Source organism: Micromonospora sagamiensis (assembly GCF_014680085.1).
Classification (GTDB): Bacteria; Actinomycetota; Actinomycetes; order Mycobacteriales; family Micromonosporaceae; genus Micromonospora; species Micromonospora inyonensis.
In genome coordinates, this window is the sequence record NZ_AP023438.1 from 2,307,149 (window position 1) to 2,326,914 (window position 19,766).

The window sequence follows — 19,766 nt, forward strand, 5'->3', positions numbered from 1 at the left end:
CGGATCTCGGGTTGGATGCGACGGCGCCACTGCCGGGCGAACGAGGAGAACCGGGGGCGAGGAGGGAAACCCGCCGGTGGCCGCTACACAGCCGTTTGCAGCTCCGCCGTCAGATGACGGAGCGACACAGGCAGGTGGCCACGCGGCACAGGTCGACCGCGCGCCGTTTGGTGAGGAGCGTCCCCATGACCAGGGAGCCTACCAGCGTTCCCATGCCCCGCCACCGGCCCGACCAGCATCCGGGACGCCTGAGCAGGCGTTCCGGGCGTGGTTCGCACCACACCCGGCGACCCTTCCGGCCCCGCCGGCCGCAGCGCGGCGCGGGAAACGGCCGCCGCGCCGGACACATCGGCCACGGCGCGGCGTGCGACTCAGCCGACCGAACTGATCGGTACGTCCCGGGCGTCGGCGGTGACCGCGAGCCCCTCCGGCAGCGGTCGGACCTCCCGCACGGTGAGCTGGAACGGCAGGTCGGGCAGGGGAACGTCGATCGAGATGCTGCGCGCGTAGTTGTTGAGCAGGACCCGGGCCATCGGCACGTTCGGCAGGCCCTCGGCGTCCAGGTCGCTGAAGCGCAGCGCCACCTTGCCCTGTTCGCTGACGCTGACCTCGGCGTTGCCGGTCACCGTCAGCTTCTGCCCGAGGATGTCCACCGGCGCGGTGACCGCCAGCTTGCCGTCCTTCTCGGCGAGCTTGAGACCGGGCCGGTCGAGGAACGCCGCCAGGCTGTCGTAGCTGACGGTTCCGGTGCCGTCGACCCGCTCGGCCACCACGTCACCCTGACCGGAGCGGATGGTGTCCAGTGACGCGGTGACGCCCCGGGCGTCCACGTCGAGTTCCGGCAGGTTGACCGAGTTGCCCTCGACCGTGCCCTGGACGTCGCGCAGCCGGATGGTGATCCGCTCGTACCGGCCGTCGAGCACCTGGGTGAGGAAGGGGAAGCCACCGACCTCGACCTTCGGCGGTTGCGCGCTGGCGTCCTGCTGGGTCAGTTCCTGACGGACCTGGTCGGCGATGGCGTCCTCGGCGACCCCGGCGGCGATCCGGTCGGCCACCACGACCAGTCCGACCAGTATCAGGAGCAGGACGAGCAGGCCGATGAGGACCTTGCGGCCCCGCCGACGGGGCCGTTCGTCGTACGCCGGGTGGGCCTCGGTCACGCCGCCTCCACTCTCACGTCCGGTGTCGCCTGGGGGCACACCGGTGGTACCCGATGGGCCCACGCCTCAACCGTGCGGCAGAGGACGCGGGTCAGAGGAACAGTACGCACACCAGATAGGCGGCCGGTGCGGCGAGGGCGATGCCGCCGAGCGGCCCCTGCATGTGCCGTGCGATCCAGAAGGTGGGCGGCTCGCCGGCCATCAGCCGGCCCGCCTCGGCGTACCCGACGGCGAGGTCGGCCAACACGGCGGTGGCCGCGGTGACCAGGCCGACCAGCGCGCCGCTGGTCGGGGTGAAGCCGACCAGGAAGCTGCCGAGCACGCTGCCGGCCAGGGTGCCGAGCATCGCGCCGAGCACCACGCCGGCCGCGCCCCGGGGCACCTGGGGCGCGAGCCGTGGCCAGGGCAGCACCGCGTCGGTGATCCGCGCCACGGTGAGCGCCAGCGCGGTGGCGGTGAGGCTGACCGTGATGGTCTGGGTGCCGGCCGGGATCCGGCTCAGTGGCAGCAGGGTGGCGAACCCGGCCACGCCGGCCACGATGAGCAGGGTGGTGCCGAACGAGTCGGTGAGCCGCTGCCGGTCGACCCGACGGACGAGCTGGCCGAGCAGGGCGACCACCAGACCGCCTGCCGCGACGTACAGCAGCGGGATCAGCCGGGCCTCGGCCGTCTGTAGCGCGACGGTGTCGGCGACCCCGGCGGTGGCCGCGCCGACCAGGGCGACGATCAGCAGGGCCGGCGGGCGGGTCGCCATCGTCCAGGCCAGGACGAAGAGGAGCTGCACGCCGAAGGTCACGATGGCGAAGGGCAGCCGGTGGCCGGGGCCGGAGGTCTGCGCGGCGAGGACCAGGCCGAGCCCGAGCAGCGCGGCGAAGCCGGCGATGGTCAGCGAGAGCCGCTTGTTGATCTCGACCGGCTCGATCTCCTCCTCGTCGATCTCGTCGTCGGCCTCGTCGTCCGGACGACGTGCCGACGGATCGCCGGGCCGGAAGCGGCGGGGGCCGCGCCGCTTGCGCGGGCCGACCAGGTCGTCGAGGTCCGGCCCGGTACGCGGCGGCGGGAAACCGGCCGGTGGGCCGTCGTCGGACCAGGGGTCGGGACCGGCGGCGGGAGACGCGGAGGCAAACACGACACGATCGTGCCAGACCCGACCACGTGCGGGGCGGACGCCGTTTCACGGACGTTAAAACCTGGGCCGCAAGTGTGGGCATCCCCGGCAAAGGGGAAACGGCTCCGGGGCTGACCACGGGCGATCGGTTAGGCTCGAGCCCTGACCCGCCCGCCAGCGACGCCGGGACCACGAGTTCTCAGCGCCGCACCCCGCCCTGGGTGCCGTCGCTGGTCGCCTGCGGCTGACCGCCGCCGGGACGGAGGTGATCGTGTGGAGATCCTGCTGCTGGTGACCGCACGCGCAGGTGAACCATCCGCCGTACTGCCGGCACTCGACCTACTGCCCCACTCGGTCCGCACCGCGCCGCGTGACGTGCGGACCCTGGTCGCCGGGCCGAGCCCGGACGCGGTCCTGGTGGACGCCCGTTCCGAGCTGAGCGAGGCCCGGGCGACCTGCCGGATGCTGCACGCCACCGGACTGGGGGTGCCGCTGGTCGCGGTGGTCACCGAGGCCGGTCTGATCGCGCTCAACGCCGACTGGGGGGTCGACGACGTCATCCTCGCCAGCGCCGGCCCGGCCGAGGTGGAGGCCCGGCTGCGGCTGGTGGTCGGTCGGTTGAGCAACGCCACCGCCGGAACCGGGGGTTCGATCCGGGCGGGCGAGCTGACCATCGACCCGGACACCTACGCGGCCAAGCTCAAGGGACGCCCGCTCGACCTGACCTACAAGGAGTTCGAGCTGTTGAAGTTCCTCGCCCAGCACCCGGGTCGCGTGTTCACCCGCGACCAGCTCCTGCGCGAGGTCTGGGGATACGACTACTTCGGCGGCACCCGCACGGTCGACGTGCACGTCCGGCGACTGCGCGCCAAGCTCGGCTCGGAGTACGAGTCGATGATCGGCACCGTCCGGCAGGTGGGCTACAAGTTCGTCGTCCCGCCGTCGCGTTCGCTGCCGGACACCGAGCACGCGCCCTTGCCCGTATGACCGATTTTCCCCCTTTTAGGGATTGGTAGGCAAATAGCCCTCTTGTTCGGTTAGCCGGTCCTAATGTGACTGGCGGACCAGCCGGAGAAGGGGGCGACGGGTGCGCACGACGACCGAACGAGCGACAGGTGGCGTCGTCGACACCTGCTCCGGTGGGCGCAACCGGCCCCGTCCGACGGGTCGTCCCGACGCACCGACCGGCCAGGGTGCCTGATGCCCGCCGTGTCGCCGCCCCGCACCCTGGGGATCGTGGTGCTGGTGGTCGCCGCGCTGCTCGGCTCGGCGTACGCCCTCGGACGCAGCCTGATCGGGCCGGTGGCCGCCCCGGGCGTCACCGCACCGAGCGACCAGCCGCACGTCGCCGACCAGCCACCCGCGACCAGCGTGCCCCCGCAACGCACCCCCGGCCCGACGGTTCCGGCGGACGAGCCACCACCCGACGGCACCGACGAGGGCGGTCCCTACGGCACCCGGGCGACCACCGGCACCGGGCAGGTGGCGCTCACCTTCGACGACGGACCGGACCCGGACTACACCCCGCAGGCGCTCGCGGCCCTGCGCGCGTACGGGGTGACGGCGACCTTCTGCCTGGTCGGCGAGAACGCGCGGGCCCACCCCGATCTGGTACGCGCGATCGCCGCCGAGGGGCACACCCTCTGCAACCACTCGTGGAACCACGACGTGCTGCTCGGCAGCCGCTCGTACCAGTCGATCCAGGCCGACCTGCTGCGCACCAACGAGGCGATCCGGGCGGCCGTGCCGGGGGCGCGGATCGCGTACTTCCGGCAGCCCGGCGGCGCGTGGACGTACCCGGTGGTGTCGGTGGCCCGGAACCTCGGCATGGTGTCGCTGCACTGGACGGTCGACCCGACGGACTGGCGGAAGCCGGGCGCGGCCAGCATCGCCGACACGGTCACCGCCGGCACGGTGCCCGGCTCGATCGTGCTGCTGCACGACGCGGGCGGCGACCGGCAGGGCACCGTGGACGCGCTGTACCGGATCCTGCCCAACCTCACCAGCCGCTTCCAGGTCACCGCCCTGCCCCCCGACCTGTAACCCACCGGGGGTTGGTTGCTTGGGCTTGGGCTTGGGCTTGGTGGTTGGGCTTGGTAGTTGGGCTTGGTGGTTGCAGGGGACCCTTCCTCGACAAAAAGCGGTAACAGGGGGCCCCTCCTTCCACCGGGGGCGGAGGGCGAGGGCAGGAACCGTTACCGTGGCGGGGTGGCAGACGGGGTGCGGGGCGACGCGGTGACGGCCGCGCGGGTGGACCGGAACGTGCGACTGGACGCGACCGGGATCGCCGACGTGCTGGCGTTGGCGCGGATCGCCGGGGACGCCGACGGCGCGGAACCGCTCGACGAGGCGGTGCTGCTCCGGCTGCGGGATCCGCAGGCCGCGGCGGTGCACCTGACCGCGCGGACGCCCGAGGGGCTGCTCGTCGGGTACGCACACCTCGACGTCACCGCGCCGGCCGAGGGGACCGGCCTCGACCTGGTGGTGCACCCGGCGTACCGGCGGCGCGGGCTGGGCCGGACGCTCGCCACGGCAGCTCTGGCCGACGTGGACGCGGCGGCCCCGGTCGGCCCGGCGGCGGTCCGGGCCTGGGCGCACGGTGACCATCCGGCAGCTGCGGCGCTCGCCGTCGACCTCGCCTTCGTCCGTGCCCGGGTGCTGTGGCAGATGCGCCGGTCGCTGACCGGGTCGCCGTCCGCACCGCAGCTTCCCGACGGGGTGGCGCTACGCGCCTTCCAACCCGGCACGGACGACGACGCCTGGCTGGCGCTCAACGCGCGGGCCTTCGCCGACCACCCCGAGCAGGGCCGGTGGACCGCCGACGACCTGCGGCTCCGCCTCGCCGAGCCGTGGTTCGACCCGGCCGGCTTCCTGCTCGCCGTCGAGGAGTCGACCGGACGCCTGCTCGGTTTCCACTGGACCAAGGTCCACCAGCGGGCGGGCTCGACCCCGATCGGGGAGGTCTACGTGCTCGGGGTGGACCCGACGGCGCACCGGGGCGGGCTGGGCCGGGTGCTCACCGCCGCCGGTCTGGCATACCTGCGCGAGCGGCGGGGCCTGGACCGGGTGATGCTCTACGTGGACGAGTCGAACACCGCGGCGGTGGCGCTCTACCTGCGGCTCGGTTTCGCCCACTGGTGCGCGCACGTCAACTACCACCGGGCCTGACCGCTTCGCCGGCGCGGGCCAGCTTCCACTGCCCGGCCTGCTCCGACGTCATCCAGTAGAAGGTGCCGGCCCGGTCGTCGAGGCTGCCGGTGACGTACCGGTTCATCGGCGGCCCGAGTTCCCGGAACGTCGGGTGGGCGCGGAGCATCCGGGTCATCCCGGCCAGCGCGCCGCCGAACCGGTGCCGGGAGACCCCCACCTCCACGCAGATCGCCTCCGCCGAGAACCACTCGCCGGGCCGCACGGCGAGCAGGTCGAGGACCTTCAGCACGGTGTCGTGACTCTTCGACCGTCCGGTCGCGAACCGCCGTAGATCCGCCACGGACCACTGGCCGGCGAGTTCCGGTGGTGCCGGCCGGGCGGGTGGCCGGGCCGGCGGGCGGACGTCGCCGCCCTGCCGGTCCAGCTCCGCCAGGAGCGCGGCGACGTGCCGCACGTACGCGACCGGAACGGCGATGTGCACGAGGTCCGCGCCGACGTCGTGAGTGACCACATCACCTTCCTTCGGATCGACGGTTCCGGCCGACGGCCCGGGGAGCCCGGGTCGGCACGGTGCCGGTCAGCCGAAACGTCCGGTGATGTAGTCCTCGGTCCGCTTGTCGCCCGGGTTGGTGAAGATCTTCGAGGTCTGGTCGAACTCCACGAGCCGGCCGTGCCGCACCTGCTGCTCGTCCACCTCGGCGGTGAAGAAGGCCGTGTAGTGGCTGACCCGGGCGGCCTGCTGCATGTTGTGGGTGACGATGACGATCGTGTACGACTTCGACAGTTCGTACATCAGGTCCTCGATCTTGCTGGTCGCGATCGGGTCGAGGGCCGAGCAGGGCTCGTCCATCAGGATCACGTCCGGCTTCACCGCGATCGTCCGGGCGATGCAGAGCCGCTGCTGCTGGCCGCCGGAGAGGGCCAGGCCGCTCTTGCGGAGCTTGTCCTTCACCTCGTCCCAGAGGGCCGCGCCGGTCAGCGCCTCCTCGACCTGGTCGTCGAGGTTGCCCTTGATCCCGTTGATCCGCAGCCCGTAGGCCACGTTGTCGTAGATGGACTTCGGGAACGGGTTGGGCTTCTGGAAGACCATGCCGATCCGGCGGCGCACCTGGATCGGGTCGACGCCCTTGGCGTAGATGTCCTGGCCGTGGTACGTCACCGAGCCGGTCACCCGGGCACCGGGGATCAGGTCGTTCATCCGGTTCAGCGAACGCAGGATGGTCGACTTGCCGCAGCCGGACGGCCCGATCATCGCGGTGATCTGGTTCTGCCGGATCGGGATCGTGGTGCCCCGGACGGCCTCGTAGCTGCCGTAGTGGACGCTGACGTCGCGCAGCTCCATGACGGTGGTGTCCCCGGCGGCGTGCGGGCCGGTGTCGCCCCAGCCCTCGCCGGGCGCGCTGATGGCGACGGACGGACGGTGGTCGCTCACGGTGCGGTGCTGGGCCATGGTTCAGCGCTCCTTCAGGGCGAAGCGGTTGGCGATGAGACGGGCGACGACCGTGAACAGGACGACGATCACGATCAGGGTGAGGGCCGCCCCCCAGGCCCGGTCCTGGGCACCGACGAAGGGCTGGCTGGCGTTGCGGAAGATCTGCGCGGGCAGGGCGGTGTTCGTACCCTCGAAGAGGTTCGGGTTGTTCGCGAAGGTGATGCCGGTGACGATGATGATCGGCGCGGTCTCCCCGGCGGCGCGGGCCACCGCGAGCAGCGAACCACTGGTGATGCCGGAGATCGCGGCGGGCAGCACGACGGTGAGGATGGTCCGCCACTTACGCGCGCCCAGCGCCAGGCTCGCCTGGCGCAGCTCGTCCGGGACGAGCCGGAGCATCTCCTCGCTGCTGCGGATCACCACGGGGAGCATCAGGCAGGCCAGCGCGAGCGCACCGGCGAAGCCGGACTGCTCGCCGACCAGCAGCACCCAGCCGATGTAGATGAACAGGCCCATGACGATCGACGGCACACCGGTCATCACGTCGGACATGATCCGGATGATCCGGGCCAGCGGCCTCTGCTTGCCGTACTCGTTGAGGTAGATCGCGCCGAAGACGCCGAGCGGGATCGCCATCAGCGACGTCATGCCGGTGATGATCAGGGTACCGACGATGGCCGGGCCCATGCCGGGCCCCGACCGCCGGTACGAGTTCGGAATGTCTTCGGTGAGGAAGTCGAGGCTCATCACCCCGCTGCCCCGGCTGATCACCGTCCAGGCGACCAGACCCAGCGGCACCACGGCGAGCAGCACCGCCAGGTAGATCCCGCCGCTGGCCAGGTGGTTGACGATCCGGCGGCGGGTGGACAGGGCACGCCCCGACAGGTCGGGGACGACCGGGGTACGGGTGGCCGGCTCGACGGTGGCGGTCACGCCACGCCTCCCCTCATGCGGGCCTCCGCCCGGCGGACGATCGCCTGGGCGGTGAGGTTGATCGCGACGGTCATCGCGAACAGGACGACGCCGAGCCCGATCAGGGCGGCGGTGAAGGTGCCGGTGGACTCGCCGAACTGCTGCACGATCACGGCGGCCATGGTGTTGCCCGGCTCGAAGAGGTTCGCGGAGATGTTGGTGGCCCCGCCGATGACCAGCGCGACGGCGATGGTCTCGCCCATCGCGCGACCCAGGCCGAGCATGACCGCGCCGACGATGCCGCCGAAGCTGTGCGGGAAGACCGCGCCCCGGATCATCTCCCAGCGGGTCGCGCCGAGCGCCAGGGCGGCGTCCTTGTCGGCCTGCGGGACGGTGCCGAAGACCTCACGGCAGATCGAGGTGATGATCGGGGTGACCATGATCGCCAGGATCAGGCCGGCGGTCATGAAGTTCCGGCCGCTGGCCGCCTCGCCGAAGACACTGCCGAGCACCGGTATGCCACCGAACACGTCGTGCAGCCACTGGTAGAACGGCACCAGCTTGGGCGCCAGGACCAGGATGCCCCACAGACCGAAGACCACCGACGGTACGGCGGCCAGCAGGTCGATGACGGTGATCGCGGCGCCGCGCAGCCGGCGGTGCGCCAGCTCGGTGATGAACAGCGCGATGCCGATCGACACCGGCACGGCGACGACCAGCGCGATCAGCGAGGAGATCGCGGTGCCGTACATGAAGGCCAGCGCGCCGAAGACGGCCTCACCGGCCCCCGGGTTCGGGTCCCAGGTGTCCTCGGTGACGTAGCGGAAACCCATCTCGGCGAACGCCGGCCAGGCCTCCCGCACCGTGGTCACCAGGATGAGCGCGAGGATGGCCAGGACGAGCAGGCCGGTGCCGAGCGTCCACCAGGAGAACGCGCGATCGGCGAGAAGGCCGCCCCGCTGTGGCGTCAGGGTCGGCCGGGTGTCGGGTTTGTTCTCTGTGATGGTCACCTTCAGCTCCAGTGGCGGCGCGGCTACCCCGGCGGGACGGGACCGGGGTTCCGGTCCCGTCCCGGCGTGGACGGTGCGTTTCTCGGCTCGGATCAGCCCTGGATCTTGTCGAGCTGGGCGAGCGCCTTGTCCTTGAGCGAGGTGGGCAGCGGCGCGAAGTCGACGTCCTTGGCCAGCTCCTGGCCGTCGGTCAGGATGTACTTCACGAAGCCCTTGACCAGCTCGGCCTTCTTGGCGTCGTCGTACTTGGTCTTCACCAGGATGTAGGTCGGGGCGGTGATCGGGTACGCGGCGGCGCCGGCGGCGTTGAGCGGGTTGTAGCTCAGGTCCTCCTTGATCTCCGCGCCCTCCAGGCCGGCGGTCGTGCCCTCCAGCGAGGGAACGACGAACTGGCCGTCCTTGTTCTTGATCGCGGCGAACTTGAGCTGGCTGGCCTTGGCGTCGCTCAGGTCGACGTAGCCGATGCCACCGTTGGCCTGCTTGACGATCTGGGCCACACCGGTGTTCTTCTCGCCGCCCTGGGTGGTCGACGGCCAGGCCACGGTGTCACCGCTGCCGAGCTTCCAGACGCCCTTGGCGGCGGCGTCCAGGTACTTGGTGAAGTTGTTGGTGGTGCCCGAGCCGTCCGAGCGGTGCGCGACGGTGATCGGGGTGTTCGGCAGGGTCACGCCGGGGTTGTCGGTGGCGATCGCCGGGTCGTTCCAGGTCTTGATGTCGGCCTGGAAGATCTTGGCCAGCGTCTCCGGGCTGAGCTGGAGCTTGTCCACGCCCTCCAGGTTGTAGCTGACGGTGATCGGGGCGGCGACGGTCGGCACGTAGAGGAAGGAGCCGGCGGCGACCCCGTCGCTCTCCTTCACCAGGCTGTCACTGCCGGCGAAGTCGACCAGGTTCTGCCCGAACTGCTTCTTGCCGGTGCCCGAGCCGGTCGCGTTGTAGTTGACCGTGACGTCCGGGGCGACATCCTTGAAGGAGGTGATGACCTCCTGGTAGTAGGCGTCCGGGAAACTGGCACCCGAGGCCTTCAGCTCACCGGAAAGGCTCGCGTACTCGCTTCCGCCGCTCTTGCCGGCGGCGGCGGGGGTGTCGTTGTCGTTGTCGCTGGAGCCACAGCCGGTGAGAGCCAGCGCGGCGAGCGCGACGCCGGCAAGGACGCGCCGGGAGAGCACGTTGCGGTTCACCTCAGAATTGCCTCTCTCTTGGGGTTGGGCCGGACCTCTCGGGGCCTGACCGCTGCCGACGCTAAGCGGGCCAGGTAGCCGGCTCCCCGGAGCTTGGTTAACCGAAGGTGAACAGGTCGCCAGGAAAATGTTGCCGTCGGCTGAGGCGCGGTTGTCCGCTATGTGAACGGATCGAGGCGTCTGCGTCCGGCCGCCCGACCACCGGCGCGACCCGTGGGTGTCAGAGGACGCCGCGCGCCATGTCGCCGCCGACCAGGTACGCCACCCGGCGGGCGACGTTGACCGCGTGGTCGGCGAAGCGTTCGTAGTACCGCCCGAGCATCGCCACGTCGATCGCCGCCTGCACCCCGTACGGCCAGGCGTCGGTGAGCACCGTGAAGAGCCGCTCGTACTGCACGTCGAGTTCGTCGTCGTCCAGGCCGAGCTGGATCGCGTCGAGCCGGTCCCGGGTGACCAGGACCAGGGCGGCCTTGTCGGCGATCCGCGCGGTGGTCTCCGCCATCGCGCCGATCAGCGGTCGGACCGGCGGCGGCACCACGGGTGCCGGGTGGCGGGCGAGCACGAGCTTCGCGATGTGCGCGGCGAGCGCGTCCATCCGGTGCAGTTCGGTGTTCATCCGCAGCGCGGACAGCACCAGCCGCAGGTCGGAGGCGACCGGCTGCTGCCGGACGAGGGCCAGCGGCACCAGCTCGTCGATCCGGCGGTGGGTGGCCGCCCGCTCGGCGACCTCGGCCAGCACCGCCCGTGCCCGGTCCGGGTCGAGGTCGAGCAGGGCCACGCTGGCCCGGCCAATGGTGCCCGCCGCGTCCCGGCTCACCGTGGCGAGGAGCCCGGAGAGCCGGTCGAGCTGCTCCAGGTGGCTACCCATCGCTCTCTCCCCCCGCCAGGCTCGTCGTCGACCGGTGGGTACCGGCCGCCGATCCGTCAGTCCTGACCACCATCCCCCGCCGTCGGCAGGAAAGCCAGTCCACGCGCTGTGACGGCAACCGGTGGGCGGCGGCCGGGAGGGTACGGGCTGCGGCGGCCGGGAGGGTACGGGACTTCGGCTGGCGGCCGGGAGGGTACGGCTCGCGCGTCCTTTGGAGCTGCCCCGTCCATGGGACCACGCCGGCGGGTCGACCACGGTGCCCCCCGTTCGCCGGAGCCCACCTGACGGGTCGACTCGACACGCCTATCATGAAAGTTACAAGACGGACAGAACGGGCGGCCGATGACGCCTAGGCAGGGCAAGCCGCTGCGAGCGGGCGAGGGGCCACACGAGTCCACGATCCTGGACCTGCTCCTGGACCTGGTCTTCGTCTTCGCGCTCAACCGGATCGCCGAAGAGGCCATCCACCACCTGACCGACGAGCAGCACCTCGTCCTGTCCGGGGTCGGCGAGGTGCTGCTGCTGTTCCTGGCCATGTGGCTGGTGTGGTTCTTCGCGGCGTTGTCGGCGAGCAGGTTCGACCCGCGGTGCCCGGAGATCCAGGCGGTGATCTTCTGCATCGCCTTCGGCAGCGTCGTGATGGGAGTCTCGGCACCAGCGGCGTACGACGGGCACGGCGGCTACTTCGTCGGCGCGTACGTGGCGGTCCAGGTCGGCCGTCCCCTGGCGTTGGCGCTCTTCCAGCGCAGACCCGTCCACCAGACCCTCGTCCCACCGCCGATCCCGGCGCGGATCCTCTGTTGGTCCATGGTCGCCGCCGTGCCGTGGATCGCCGGGGCGGTCGCTCCCACCGGCGTCGCCCGGGGCGGGCTGTGGACGCTCGGGCTGACCATCGAGTACGTCGGACTGGCCCTCGGCTGGCCCACGCCGAGACTGGGCCGTAGCCGCATCCACGACTGGGACCTGGTCGGCGAGTACCTGGCCGACCGCTACCGTCAGTTCTTCATCATCGCCCTCGGGGAGTCGATCCTGCTGAGCGGACTGACCTTCAGCAGCAACCCGTTCGGTGCGGGACAGACGGTGGCGTTCGGGTGCGCCTTCATCACCACGGCGTTGCTCTGGCGCATCTACTTCTACCGTGCGGGAACGGTGATGAAGAGCGCCGTCGCCACCGCCACCCAGCCGGCCCGCCTCGTCGCGTACGGATTCGTCACCCATCTGACGATGGTGGTCGGCGTCATCGCCACCGCGGTCGGCTACGGACTCGTCATCGACCACCCGTACGACATGGCGAACCCGGTGTGGCTCGCCGCCGTCCTCGGCGGACCGGCGCTGTTCCTGGCCGGCCGGGCCCGCTTCGAGTACGACATCTTCGGACGGGTGTCCCCCGTCCGGATCATCGGCATCCTCGTCCTGGCCGCGACGAGCCCGATCCTGGTCCGGCTGCCAGTGCTGGCGGCGACCGTCGCCGCCCTGGCCGTCCTGCTGGGCGTCGCCATCGCCGACGCGGCCCGCGCCCACGGCAGGTCGCGGGAGAGTCCCATGCCCCCTCACTGAGCACGGCGGCACCCGCCACCGGATCAGCCCAGCGTGAAGTAGGGCGAGGTGGTCGCCGAGGTCGCCGACGAACCTGGCTGCGCATTCGGCCTGCCCGTCCTGTGTCTCGCCGAAGCGAACCGCGCGGTCGCCGACCAAGACCGCTGGACATTCTGGTCAACCGTCCCGCCGCTTTGGTGCTCGCGCCCGGCCCGGAAGCCTGGCGGGCCCTCGCGATCACCTACGAAACCGTGGGCCGGCTCGACGCGGCCAGCGCGGTGCTCTCCGCGATCGACCTCGGGTGCGACGTGCTCACCGGGCAATCTGGCTTGTACGCCGGGCTGGTTGGGAGCGGACCGATCATCTCGATCTGGGGCCTCGACTAGTGCCTGGTCTTTGAACGTCGACCGGGTTATCGGGTGAGCGGACATTCGTTACCGCACGCAGTTGTGGCAGCTCAGATATACGACACGCCGAGCGGATCACACCTCAGGCAGCCACGAAGCCTCGGACACCCAGTTGTTGTCGGGGCGGGCGATCCGCGCCGAGTATGGCAGGCACGGTCGCCATGCTCTCGAAGCGTCAGTGGCCTGATCCCATCCAGCCTCGCGGATGCTTTTTCCCAGCGGGACCACACCTCGTGGATCGCCGCCCGTTATATTCGAGTCCACCTCATTGTCGATAGTGGCGTCGATTATTTGCCACTGGCGAATCGTCATGGTCACTGCGTACGATCTCGCGGCGTCGAAGATCTGGTCACTGGTTCCGCTAACCAATTACCCCTCACCCCGTGGCGAATGAATGCAGTGCTCTTGGCCCAGTTCCGCGCGACACCCTGATGTCGGCGGACAGCGAAACGGATCAGCCCAGGGTGAAGTAGGGGGCGTCGCCGTCGAGGTCGGCCAGGCGGGGCGTGATCGGGGTGGCCGCGTCCCGGCCCGCCGCGAGCCGGGCCACGTCGGCCAGGTCGCCGGCCGCCGCCACCTGCTGAAGCGTCAGCAGGGTCGGCGGCAGCATGGTCAGCTCACCGGCCGCCGCCCGGCGCAACGCGTCCGCCGGGCTGATCCACAGAGTGTGGTCGGCCTCGCCGGAGACGTCCCGGGTCCGCTGCCCCTCCGGCAGCAGCGCCACGAAGAAGTACGTGTCGAAGCGGCGCGGCTCGAACTCCGGCGTGATCCACCGGCTCCACGGCAGCAGCAGGTCCGACCGCAGCGTCAACCCTCGGTCGGTCAGGAACCCCGCGAAGTGGGTACGCCGCTTCTCCAGGTCGACCCGGGCGGCCTCCCAGTCGTCGCCGCTGACGTCCCCGACCACCGTCGCCGGGTCCGGGCCGGCGAGCAGCACACCCGCCTCCTCGAAGACCTCCCGGGCGGCGGCGCAGACCACCGACCGGGCCGCCTCGGGGGCGACGCCCAGCCGCCGGCCCCACTCCTCCGGGTCGGGACCAGCCCAGCCGGGGTGCGCCTGCGCGTCCGACGGGTCGACGCCGCCCCCGGGGAAGGCGTACATCCCGCCGAAGGCCATCGCCGCGACCCGGCGGATCATGTAGACCTCGAACCCGACGGCGGCCGGACGCAGCAGCAGCACGGTGGCCGCGACCCGGGGCACCACCGGCGTACTCCCCTCGGCGCGGAACCGGCGGGCGTGCTCGACCAGGGCGGCCGGAACGGGAAAGCTGCCGCTGTCGATCGTCATGGGTCGAGCCTAGTTCCCCGCGCGGTCATCCCGGCGGGTGGATCAAGGGTGGGACCGGGGCGGGAACTGCGCTAGCGTCCGGTCGCATGACACGTTGGGGCATCCTGGCCACCGGAAACATCGCCGCCCGCTTCGCCGAGGACCTGACGCTGGTGCCGGACGCCGAGCTGGTCGCCGTCGGCTCGCGTACCGCCGAGAGCGCCGAGCGCTTCGCCGCGAAGCACGGCGTCGCCCGGGCGTACGGCTCCTGGGCGGAGCTGGCCGCCGATCCCGACCTGGACGTGGTGTACGTCGCCACGCCGCACGCCGCGCACCACCAGGCGACCCTGACCTGCCTGGACGCCGGTCGTGCGGTGCTGGTGGAGAAGCCGTTCACGCTCGACCTGGCGGACAGCACCGCACTGGTCGAGACCGCGCGCTCCCGTGGCGTCTTCCTGATGGAGGCCATGTGGATGCGGTGCAACCCGCTGATCCTGCGGATGGTGGAGCTGGTCGCCGAGGGGGCGATCGGTACGGTCACCGGGGTCCGGGCCGACTTCAGCATGGCGGGGCCGTTCCCGCCGGAGAGCCGGCTGCGCGCCCTGGCGCTCGGTGGCGGCGCTCTGCTGGACGTGGGTATCTACCCGATCAGCCTGGCGCACCTGCTGCTCGGCGCGCCCGACCACGTGCGCTGCTGGGCGAAGATCAGCCCCGAGGGCGTGGACGAGAACACCGGCATCGTCCTCGGGTACGACTCCGGGGCGGTCGCCACGCTGAGCTGCGGTCTGCTCGGAGCGAGCGCGGTGACCGCCTCGATCACCGGCACCACCGGCCGGATCGAGCTGCCGTCGCTGTTCTTCCGCCCCGACTCGTTGACCCTGCACCGGTCCGGTAGGGAGCCGGAGACGATCCACGCCGAGCTGGTCGGCAACGGCTACCAGTACGAGGCGATCGAGGTGCAGCGCTGCCTGGCCGAGGGGCTGTCGGAGAGCCCGCTGGTGCCGCACGCGACCACGCTGGAGGTGATGGGCCTGCTGGACGACGTCCGCGCCCAGATCGGCGTGGTGTATCCGGGCCGGTCGTAGCCTCCTCGGGTGGTTGCAGGGGCCCCCGCCTCATCAAAATGCGATAGGAAGGGGCCCCTGCAGGCACCCAAGCCGTGCGTCGCAGCACCCGAGCCGTGCCCGGCGGGCACCCAAGCCGTGCGTCGCAGCACCCGAGCCGTGCCCGGCGGGCACCCAAGCCGTGCGTCGCAGCACCCGAGCCGTGCCCGGCGGCCTCAGCTGAAGAGGGGGCGGGCCAGGAAGTACATGAGGGCGCCGATGCTGCCGGCAGCCGGGAAGGTGAGGATCCAGGCGCCGATGATGTTGCCGGCCACGCCCCAGCGGACGGCGGAGAGCCGCTTGGTCGCGCCGACGCCCATGATCGCCGAGGTGATGGTGTGGGTGGTGGAGATCGGGGCGCCGAGCACCAGGGCGTTGAAGTAGAGCACGCCGCTGGCGACGGTCTCGGCGGCGAAGCCCTCCGGCGGCTTCAGGTCGATGATCTTCCGACCGAGGGTACGGATGATCCGCCAGCCACCGGCGTACGTGCCGGCGGCGAGCACCGCCGCCGACGTCCAGAACGCCCACTCGGGGATGAAGCCGGGGTCGTCCTGGTATCCGCCGACGTAGAGGGCGAGCACCACGATGCCGATGGTCTTGGCGGCGTCCTGCATGCCGTGTCCGACCGACATGGCGGCGGCGGAGGCGGTCTGCGCCCAGCGGAAGCCCCGGTTGAGCTTGCCCGGGTGCCCCTTCCGGAAGATCCACTGCACCGCGATCATCACGATGTAGCCGAGCAGGAAGCCGACCATCGGGGAGAGCACCATCGGGATGATCACGCTCTCGCCGATGCCGCTCCAGAGCACCGTGCCGGAGGCGGCGATGGTCGAGCCGACCAGGCCACCGATGAGCGCGTGCGAGGAGGACGACGGGAGCCCGAAGTACCAGGTGATCAGGTTCCAGGTGATCGCGCCGATCACCCCGGCGAAGACGATGCCGAGGCTGGCCGTACCGGTGGGGAGCTTGACCAGGCCGCTGCCGACGGTCTTGGCCACCTCGGCGCCGAAGTGCGCGCCGATGAAGTTGCCGACCGCGGCCATGGCCAGGGCGACCCGGGGTGTCAGCGCCCGCGTGGAGATGCTGGTCGCGATCGCGTTGGCGGCGTCGTGGAAGCCGTTGGTGTAGTCGAACGCCAGGGCCACCACGATCACCGCCAGCACGGCGATGAGTTCGGGAGTCACAGGATCAGGACTCCTTGACCGCGATGGTCTCGACGGTGTTGGCCACGTGCTCGAAGGCGTCGCAGGCGGCCTCCAGCTCGTCGGCGACCTCCTTCATCTTCAGCACGGTCAGCGCGTCGTACTCGCCGGAGAAGAGGCGGACCAGCAGCATCCGGTACGCCTGGTCGCCGTCGTTCTCCAGCCGGTTGCACTCGATCCAGTAGTCCTCGAGGTCCTTCATCGACTTGAGTCGGGGCATCGCGTCGGCGGTCAGCCGGGCCTGCTGGTCGAGGACGTTGACCAGCTCGTGCATCTCGCGCGGCAGCGACGGCAGCTTGGTGAGGCCGTACAGGTAGAGCAGGTTGCCGACCGCCTCCAGGTGGTCCATCACGTCGTCCAGCAGCGACCCGAGGCGGTAGATGTCCTCGCGGTCGAAGGGGGTGATGAAGGTGGAGTTGATCTTCTTGTACAGATCGTGGGTGATCTGGTCGCTGTCGTGCTCCACCTCGGTCAGGCGCTCACTGACCGACTGGACGTCGACGCCCGGCAGGGCCAGCTCGTTGAGCAGCTCCGTACCCCGCACCAGGTTCTGCGCGGCCCTGGTGAAGAGCTCGTAGAAGGCGCCCTCGGAAGGGCGGAAGGAAAACTTCACAGCACGGACCTCGTCGTGTCGATGGAAGGGTGACGGGCGCCCGGGGAGAGGCACTGCCCAGCGCATGCTAGGGAAGGTTCGGGAGCCGGAAAATGCCGGCCCACCCCCGGTCGGACGTCATTCATGCATCGTTCACCCGCCGTTCACCTTGATCCGCCCACCCGGACAGCAGTCGCGCCCGCTCCCGTAGGAGATCGACGGTCGGCGGCGGATACCCCAGGTCGAGCGTGGCGAACGTCTCACGTAACAGATGGGCCACCGCCCAGTCGCGGTACCACTTCCGGTCCGCCGGGACGACGTACCAGGGGGCGGCGTCGGTCGCGCAGCGGGTCAGCGCCTCGGCGTACGCGGCCTGGTAGTCGTCCCAGCGGGCGCGGGCGTCGGTGTCGGCGGGATCGTACTTCCAGTGCTTGCTCGGATCGGTCAGCCGCTGGAGCAGCCGCTCGCGCTGCTCGTCCTTCGAGATGTGCAACATCACCTTGACCAGGGTCACCCCCTCGGCGACCAGCTCCTGCTCGAAGGCGTTGATCTCGTCGTAGCGCTGCCGCAGGATCTCCTCCGGGGCCAGCGTCTCGACCCGGCCGATCAGCACGTCCTCGTAGTGCGACCGGTTGAAGATCCCGACGTGTCCGGCGGGCGGCAGGGCCCGGCGGATCCGCCACAGGAAGCGGTGCTGCAACTCCTCGTCGGTCGGCGGCCCGAAGGAGGTGATCCGCAGCCCGAGCGGGTTCATCGCGCCGGCCACCCGCTTCACCGTGCCGTCCTTGCCGCCGCAGTCCATCGCCTGGAGCACCAGCAGCACCCGGCGGTCGTCGGCCGGGTCGGCCTTGACCGAGGCGAAGAGCATCTCCTGCTGTCGCGCCAGCTCCGCGCCGACCAGCCGCACCTGCGCCCGGCACCACGACTTGCGGTCCGGACCGGTCACCGTGGGATCGGGCAGGCCGGGTGTGGCGCGCGGGTCGATCGCGGCGAGATCGACCGGGGAGGCGCCACCGGGCGCCACCCGGAGCCGCTGCCGGATCGCACCGCCGGCCGGAGGGACGATGTCGGACACTTCGGGTGCGCTCATCCTGCGATCATCACCCAGGCCGCCGCCGCCCGCCCGTCGAGCGCCGTCTCCGCCACCCGCGCGACCCGGCCGGTACGGGTGCCGGCCACCCCGGGCGGCCCGCGACCGGCACCGGTACGGCAGGGTGGGGACCGACGGGGACGAGGAGGCGACGTGGGCGACCTGGCGACCGGTTTCGAGGCGGAACGGGCACGGCTGACGGCGCTGGCGCACCGGATGCTCGGCAGCCGCGCCGAGGCCGAGGACGCCGTCCAGGAGACCTGGCTGCGGTGTGCCGCCGCGCTCGCCGACCCGGCCGCCCGCGCGCAGATCCACGAGCTGCCCGCCTGGCTGACCACGGTCTGCGCCCGGATCTGCCTGGACGTGCTCCGCTCCGCCCGGCACCGGCGGGAGACCTACCCGGGGCAGTGGTTGCCCGAGCCCGTGGTGACCCCGCTCGCCGACGGCTTCGCACCCGACCCGGTCGAGCGGGTCACCCGCGCCGACCAGGTCGGCACCGCCCTGCTGGTGGTCCTGGAACGGCTCACCCCGGAGCAGCGGGTGGCCCTGGTGCTGCACGACGTCTTCGCCGTGCCGTTCGAGGCGGTCGCGGAGGTGCTCGGGACCACCCCGGCCGCCGCCCGGCAGCTCGCGTCCCGGGCGCGGCGGGCGGTCGACGCGGACGGCGTACCCCGGCACCGGGCCGACCGGGCCGAACAGCGCCGGCTGGTCGAGGCGTTCCTCGCCGCCAGTGAGTCCGGCGAGCTGGCCGGCCTGCTCCGGGTGCTCGCCCCCGACGTGGTGCTGGTCGGCGACGGCGGCGGCCACTTCCCGGCGGCCCGGCGGCCGATCCTCGGCGCGGACGCGGTGGCCCGCTTCGTGCTCGGCGTCTTCGGCCCGGACGGCCGGTACGCGGGCCGGACGCGGTTCCGGCGGGTCCTGGTCGACGGCACCGTGGGCCTGTACGGCGAGGCCCCGTACTCCGACGGCCGGACGATCCGCATAGTGATCTCGTTCGCCGTGCACGAGGGTCGGATCACCGGGCTGTTCAACCAGCTCAACCCGGAGAAGCTGACCGCCCTGCCCCCGCTCTAGAGGGTTCAGACCACCAGGGCCAGCCACTTGCGGTACGACGTGGCGAACGGCTCGGTGCCGTCCCCCAGCGCCCCGAACAGCCAGCGTGCGGCGGCCTCCGCCTCCGTCACCACGTCCTCCGGGTAGCCGAACCGGACCCGGTGCTCGGCGAACTCGTCCTCGTCGCGCAGCTCGACCAGACCGGTGGCCCGCCGCCGCACCACGTCCAGGTCGAGGTCGACCAGGTGGACCGTGTCGGTGCCCTCCCACCGGGCCGGGCTGGCGATGTCGCAGTAGACCTCGCTGGTCCGCGGCGGCGGGTTGAACATCCCCGTCCACCAGGCGTGGTGCGGCACCAGCAGGACGAAGGGGATCTGCTCCACCGACGGGCGACCGTGGTAGATCGAGGCGGTGCCGGCGGTGACGCCGAGCCATACGCCCAGGTCGTCCTCGGCGAGACGCCGGGCCGGGTAGTCGCGGTGGGCGCTGCCGTCGTACTTCCGGTAGATCACACGGACAACGTCGCTCGGCATGAATGGCAGCCTATCCCGTACCCCCCAAGCGACGCTCCACGGAAGGAACCGCCCGACACTGACCGATTCCGGACGGTGACCTCTGACACGACGTCATCGACGCGAGCCGTGTCGTCGGGTACGGGTACGGTCGCACGGTGACTCCGCCGCGCGCCGCCACCAGTTCCG

21 protein-coding genes are annotated in these 19,766 nt (G+C 71.3%); 7 read left to right on the forward strand and 14 right to left on the reverse strand.

Translation table 11 applies throughout. The features are described 5' to 3' along the window. Positions 1-109: 109 nt before the first annotated feature. The 3 genes from IGA62_RS30760 to IGA62_RS09805 all read right to left on the reverse strand — a co-directional run bounded on the left by IGA62_RS30760 (position 110) and on the right by IGA62_RS09805 (position 2,289). A complete protein-coding gene (locus IGA62_RS30760) occupies positions 110-349 on the reverse strand; it encodes an Ms5788A family Cys-rich leader peptide (protein ID WP_332838462.1) in 240 nt (79 codons plus the stop codon). A 22-nt stretch (positions 350-371) separates the two neighbouring features. Further along, positions 372-1,160 carry an LmeA family phospholipid-binding protein gene (locus IGA62_RS09800; RefSeq protein ID WP_145815323.1) on the reverse strand — a complete coding sequence of 263 codons (789 nt, stop codon included), beginning with the start codon at positions 1,158-1,160 and terminating at the stop codon, positions 372-374. A gap of 91 nt (positions 1,161-1,251) precedes the next feature. After that, on the reverse strand, positions 1,252-2,289 hold the full coding sequence (locus IGA62_RS09805) for a hypothetical protein (protein ID WP_145815322.1): 1,038 nt from the start codon (positions 2,287-2,289) through the stop codon (positions 1,252-1,254). Between the two features lie 252 nt (positions 2,290-2,541). Between IGA62_RS09805 and IGA62_RS09810 the strand changes: the two genes are divergently transcribed. From IGA62_RS09810 to mshD, 3 genes are all read left to right on the forward strand, one after another. After that, a complete protein-coding gene (locus tag IGA62_RS09810; RefSeq protein WP_145815321.1) occupies positions 2,542-3,255 on the forward strand; it encodes a winged helix-turn-helix transcriptional regulator in 714 nt (237 codons plus the stop codon). Between the two features lie 213 nt (positions 3,256-3,468). Further along, positions 3,469-4,311, forward strand: coding sequence for a polysaccharide deacetylase family protein (locus tag IGA62_RS09815; protein WP_145815320.1), 843 nt, complete (start codon positions 3,469-3,471; stop codon positions 4,309-4,311). 177 nt (positions 4,312-4,488) lie between these two features. Then, entirely contained in the window at positions 4,489-5,436 is a 948-nt protein-coding gene (gene mshD, locus IGA62_RS09820; RefSeq protein ID WP_377464344.1) for a mycothiol synthase, read from the forward strand. On the opposite strand, the gene IGA62_RS09825 is transcribed toward mshD, so the two are convergent. From IGA62_RS09825 to IGA62_RS09850, 6 genes are all read right to left on the reverse strand, one after another. Then, entirely contained in the window at positions 5,417-5,929 is a 513-nt protein-coding gene (locus IGA62_RS09825) for a hypothetical protein (RefSeq protein WP_145815319.1), read from the reverse strand. The two genes, mshD and IGA62_RS09825, sit on opposite strands and share 20 nt — an antisense overlap. Before the next feature lie 66 nt (positions 5,930-5,995). After that, complete coding sequence (gene pstB, locus IGA62_RS09830; RefSeq protein ID WP_232625059.1) at positions 5,996-6,760, reverse strand: phosphate ABC transporter ATP-binding protein PstB; 765 nt, start codon at positions 6,758-6,760, stop codon at positions 5,996-5,998. 111 nt (positions 6,761-6,871) lie between these two features. Continuing rightward, a complete protein-coding gene (gene pstA / locus IGA62_RS09835) occupies positions 6,872-7,783 on the reverse strand; it encodes a phosphate ABC transporter permease PstA (protein ID WP_145815317.1) in 912 nt (303 codons plus the stop codon). Next, on the reverse strand, positions 7,780-8,772 hold the full coding sequence (gene pstC, locus IGA62_RS09840; RefSeq protein WP_232624939.1) for a phosphate ABC transporter permease subunit PstC: 993 nt from the start codon (positions 8,770-8,772) through the stop codon (positions 7,780-7,782). The genes pstA and pstC overlap by 4 nt, the downstream gene beginning before the upstream one ends. 92 nt (positions 8,773-8,864) lie before the next feature. Then, the gene (pstS, locus tag IGA62_RS09845; protein WP_145815315.1) at positions 8,865-9,950 is read right to left on the reverse strand and encodes a phosphate ABC transporter substrate-binding protein PstS; all 1,086 of its coding nucleotides are present in this window, start codon (positions 9,948-9,950) and stop codon (positions 8,865-8,867) included. Positions 9,951-10,170: 220 nt separating this feature from the next. Beyond that, positions 10,171-10,818, reverse strand: coding sequence for a phosphate signaling complex PhoU family protein (locus tag IGA62_RS09850; RefSeq protein ID WP_145815314.1), 648 nt, complete (start codon positions 10,816-10,818; stop codon positions 10,171-10,173). Between the two features lie 342 nt (positions 10,819-11,160). Between IGA62_RS09850 and IGA62_RS09855 the strand changes: the two genes are divergently transcribed. Together IGA62_RS09855 and IGA62_RS29970 are read left to right on the forward strand one after the other, a co-directional pair. Further along, entirely contained in the window at positions 11,161-12,375 is a 1,215-nt protein-coding gene (locus IGA62_RS09855) for a low temperature requirement protein A (RefSeq protein WP_145815313.1), read from the forward strand. A gap of 173 nt (positions 12,376-12,548) precedes the next feature. Then, a complete protein-coding gene (locus IGA62_RS29970) occupies positions 12,549-12,740 on the forward strand; it encodes a hypothetical protein (RefSeq protein ID WP_232624940.1) in 192 nt (63 codons plus the stop codon). A gap of 475 nt (positions 12,741-13,215) precedes the next feature. On the opposite strand, the gene IGA62_RS09865 is transcribed toward IGA62_RS29970, so the two are convergent. Then, complete coding sequence (locus IGA62_RS09865) at positions 13,216-14,049, reverse strand: NUDIX hydrolase (RefSeq protein ID WP_145815312.1); 834 nt, start codon at positions 14,047-14,049, stop codon at positions 13,216-13,218. Positions 14,050-14,135: 86 nt separating this feature from the next. Here IGA62_RS09865 and IGA62_RS09870 point away from each other — a divergent pair, with 86 nt between their 5' ends. After that, positions 14,136-15,113 (forward strand): Gfo/Idh/MocA family protein, encoded by a 978-nt coding sequence (locus IGA62_RS09870; protein ID WP_145815311.1) that lies wholly within the window; start codon positions 14,136-14,138, stop codon positions 15,111-15,113. 194 nt (positions 15,114-15,307) lie between these two features. Here the strand turns inward: IGA62_RS09870 and IGA62_RS09875 are convergent, their stop codons facing one another. From IGA62_RS09875 to IGA62_RS09885, 3 genes are all read right to left on the reverse strand, one after another. Beyond that, positions 15,308-16,312, reverse strand: coding sequence for an inorganic phosphate transporter (locus IGA62_RS09875; RefSeq protein WP_145815310.1), 1,005 nt, complete (start codon positions 16,310-16,312; stop codon positions 15,308-15,310). Positions 16,313-16,316: 4 nt separating this feature from the next. Then, positions 16,317-16,943, reverse strand: a complete 627-nt coding sequence (locus IGA62_RS09880) for a DUF47 domain-containing protein (protein ID WP_091452489.1) — start codon at positions 16,941-16,943, stop codon at positions 16,317-16,319. A 121-nt stretch (positions 16,944-17,064) separates the two neighbouring features. After that, positions 17,065-18,012 carry a PPK2 family polyphosphate kinase gene (locus IGA62_RS09885; protein WP_186499702.1) on the reverse strand — a complete coding sequence of 316 codons (948 nt, stop codon included), beginning with the start codon at positions 18,010-18,012 and terminating at the stop codon, positions 17,065-17,067. 153 nt (positions 18,013-18,165) lie between these two features. Here IGA62_RS09885 and sigJ point away from each other — a divergent pair, with 153 nt between their 5' ends. Then, positions 18,166-19,086, forward strand: a complete 921-nt coding sequence (gene sigJ / locus IGA62_RS09890) for an RNA polymerase sigma factor SigJ (RefSeq protein WP_145815309.1) — start codon at positions 18,166-18,168, stop codon at positions 19,084-19,086. Positions 19,087-19,091: 5 nt separating this feature from the next. Here sigJ and IGA62_RS09895 read toward each other — a convergent pair whose 3' ends face one another. Beyond that, entirely contained in the window at positions 19,092-19,598 is a 507-nt protein-coding gene (locus IGA62_RS09895) for a DUF402 domain-containing protein (protein WP_145815308.1), read from the reverse strand. Positions 19,599-19,766 lie beyond the last annotated feature (168 nt).

Bases quoted from the DNA above. Each gene is read 5' to 3' on its own strand.
- IGA62_RS09885 (WP_186499702.1), bottom strand. From the start codon at position 18,012: ATGAGCGCACCCGAAGTGTCCGACATCGTCCCTCCGGCCGGCGGTGCG.
- IGA62_RS09895 (WP_145815308.1), bottom strand. From the start codon at position 19,598: ATGCCGAGCGACGTTGTCCGTGTGATCTACCGGAAGTACGACGGCAGC.
- pstB (WP_232625059.1), bottom strand. From the start codon at position 6,760: ATGGAGCTGCGCGACGTCAGCGTCCACTACGGCAGCTACGAGGCCGTC.
- IGA62_RS09855 (WP_145815313.1), top strand. From the start codon at position 11,161: ATGACGCCTAGGCAGGGCAAGCCGCTGCGAGCGGGCGAGGGGCCACAC.
- IGA62_RS30760 (WP_332838462.1), bottom strand. From the start codon at position 349: ATGTGTCCGGCGCGGCGGCCGTTTCCCGCGCCGCGCTGCGGCCGGCGG.
- IGA62_RS09850 (WP_145815314.1), bottom strand. From the start codon at position 10,818: ATGGGTAGCCACCTGGAGCAGCTCGACCGGCTCTCCGGGCTCCTCGCC.
- IGA62_RS09870 (WP_145815311.1), top strand. From the start codon at position 14,136: ATGACACGTTGGGGCATCCTGGCCACCGGAAACATCGCCGCCCGCTTC.
- IGA62_RS09865 (WP_145815312.1), bottom strand. From the start codon at position 14,049: ATGACGATCGACAGCGGCAGCTTTCCCGTTCCGGCCGCCCTGGTCGAG.
- IGA62_RS09815 (WP_145815320.1), top strand. From the start codon at position 3,469: ATGCCCGCCGTGTCGCCGCCCCGCACCCTGGGGATCGTGGTGCTGGTG.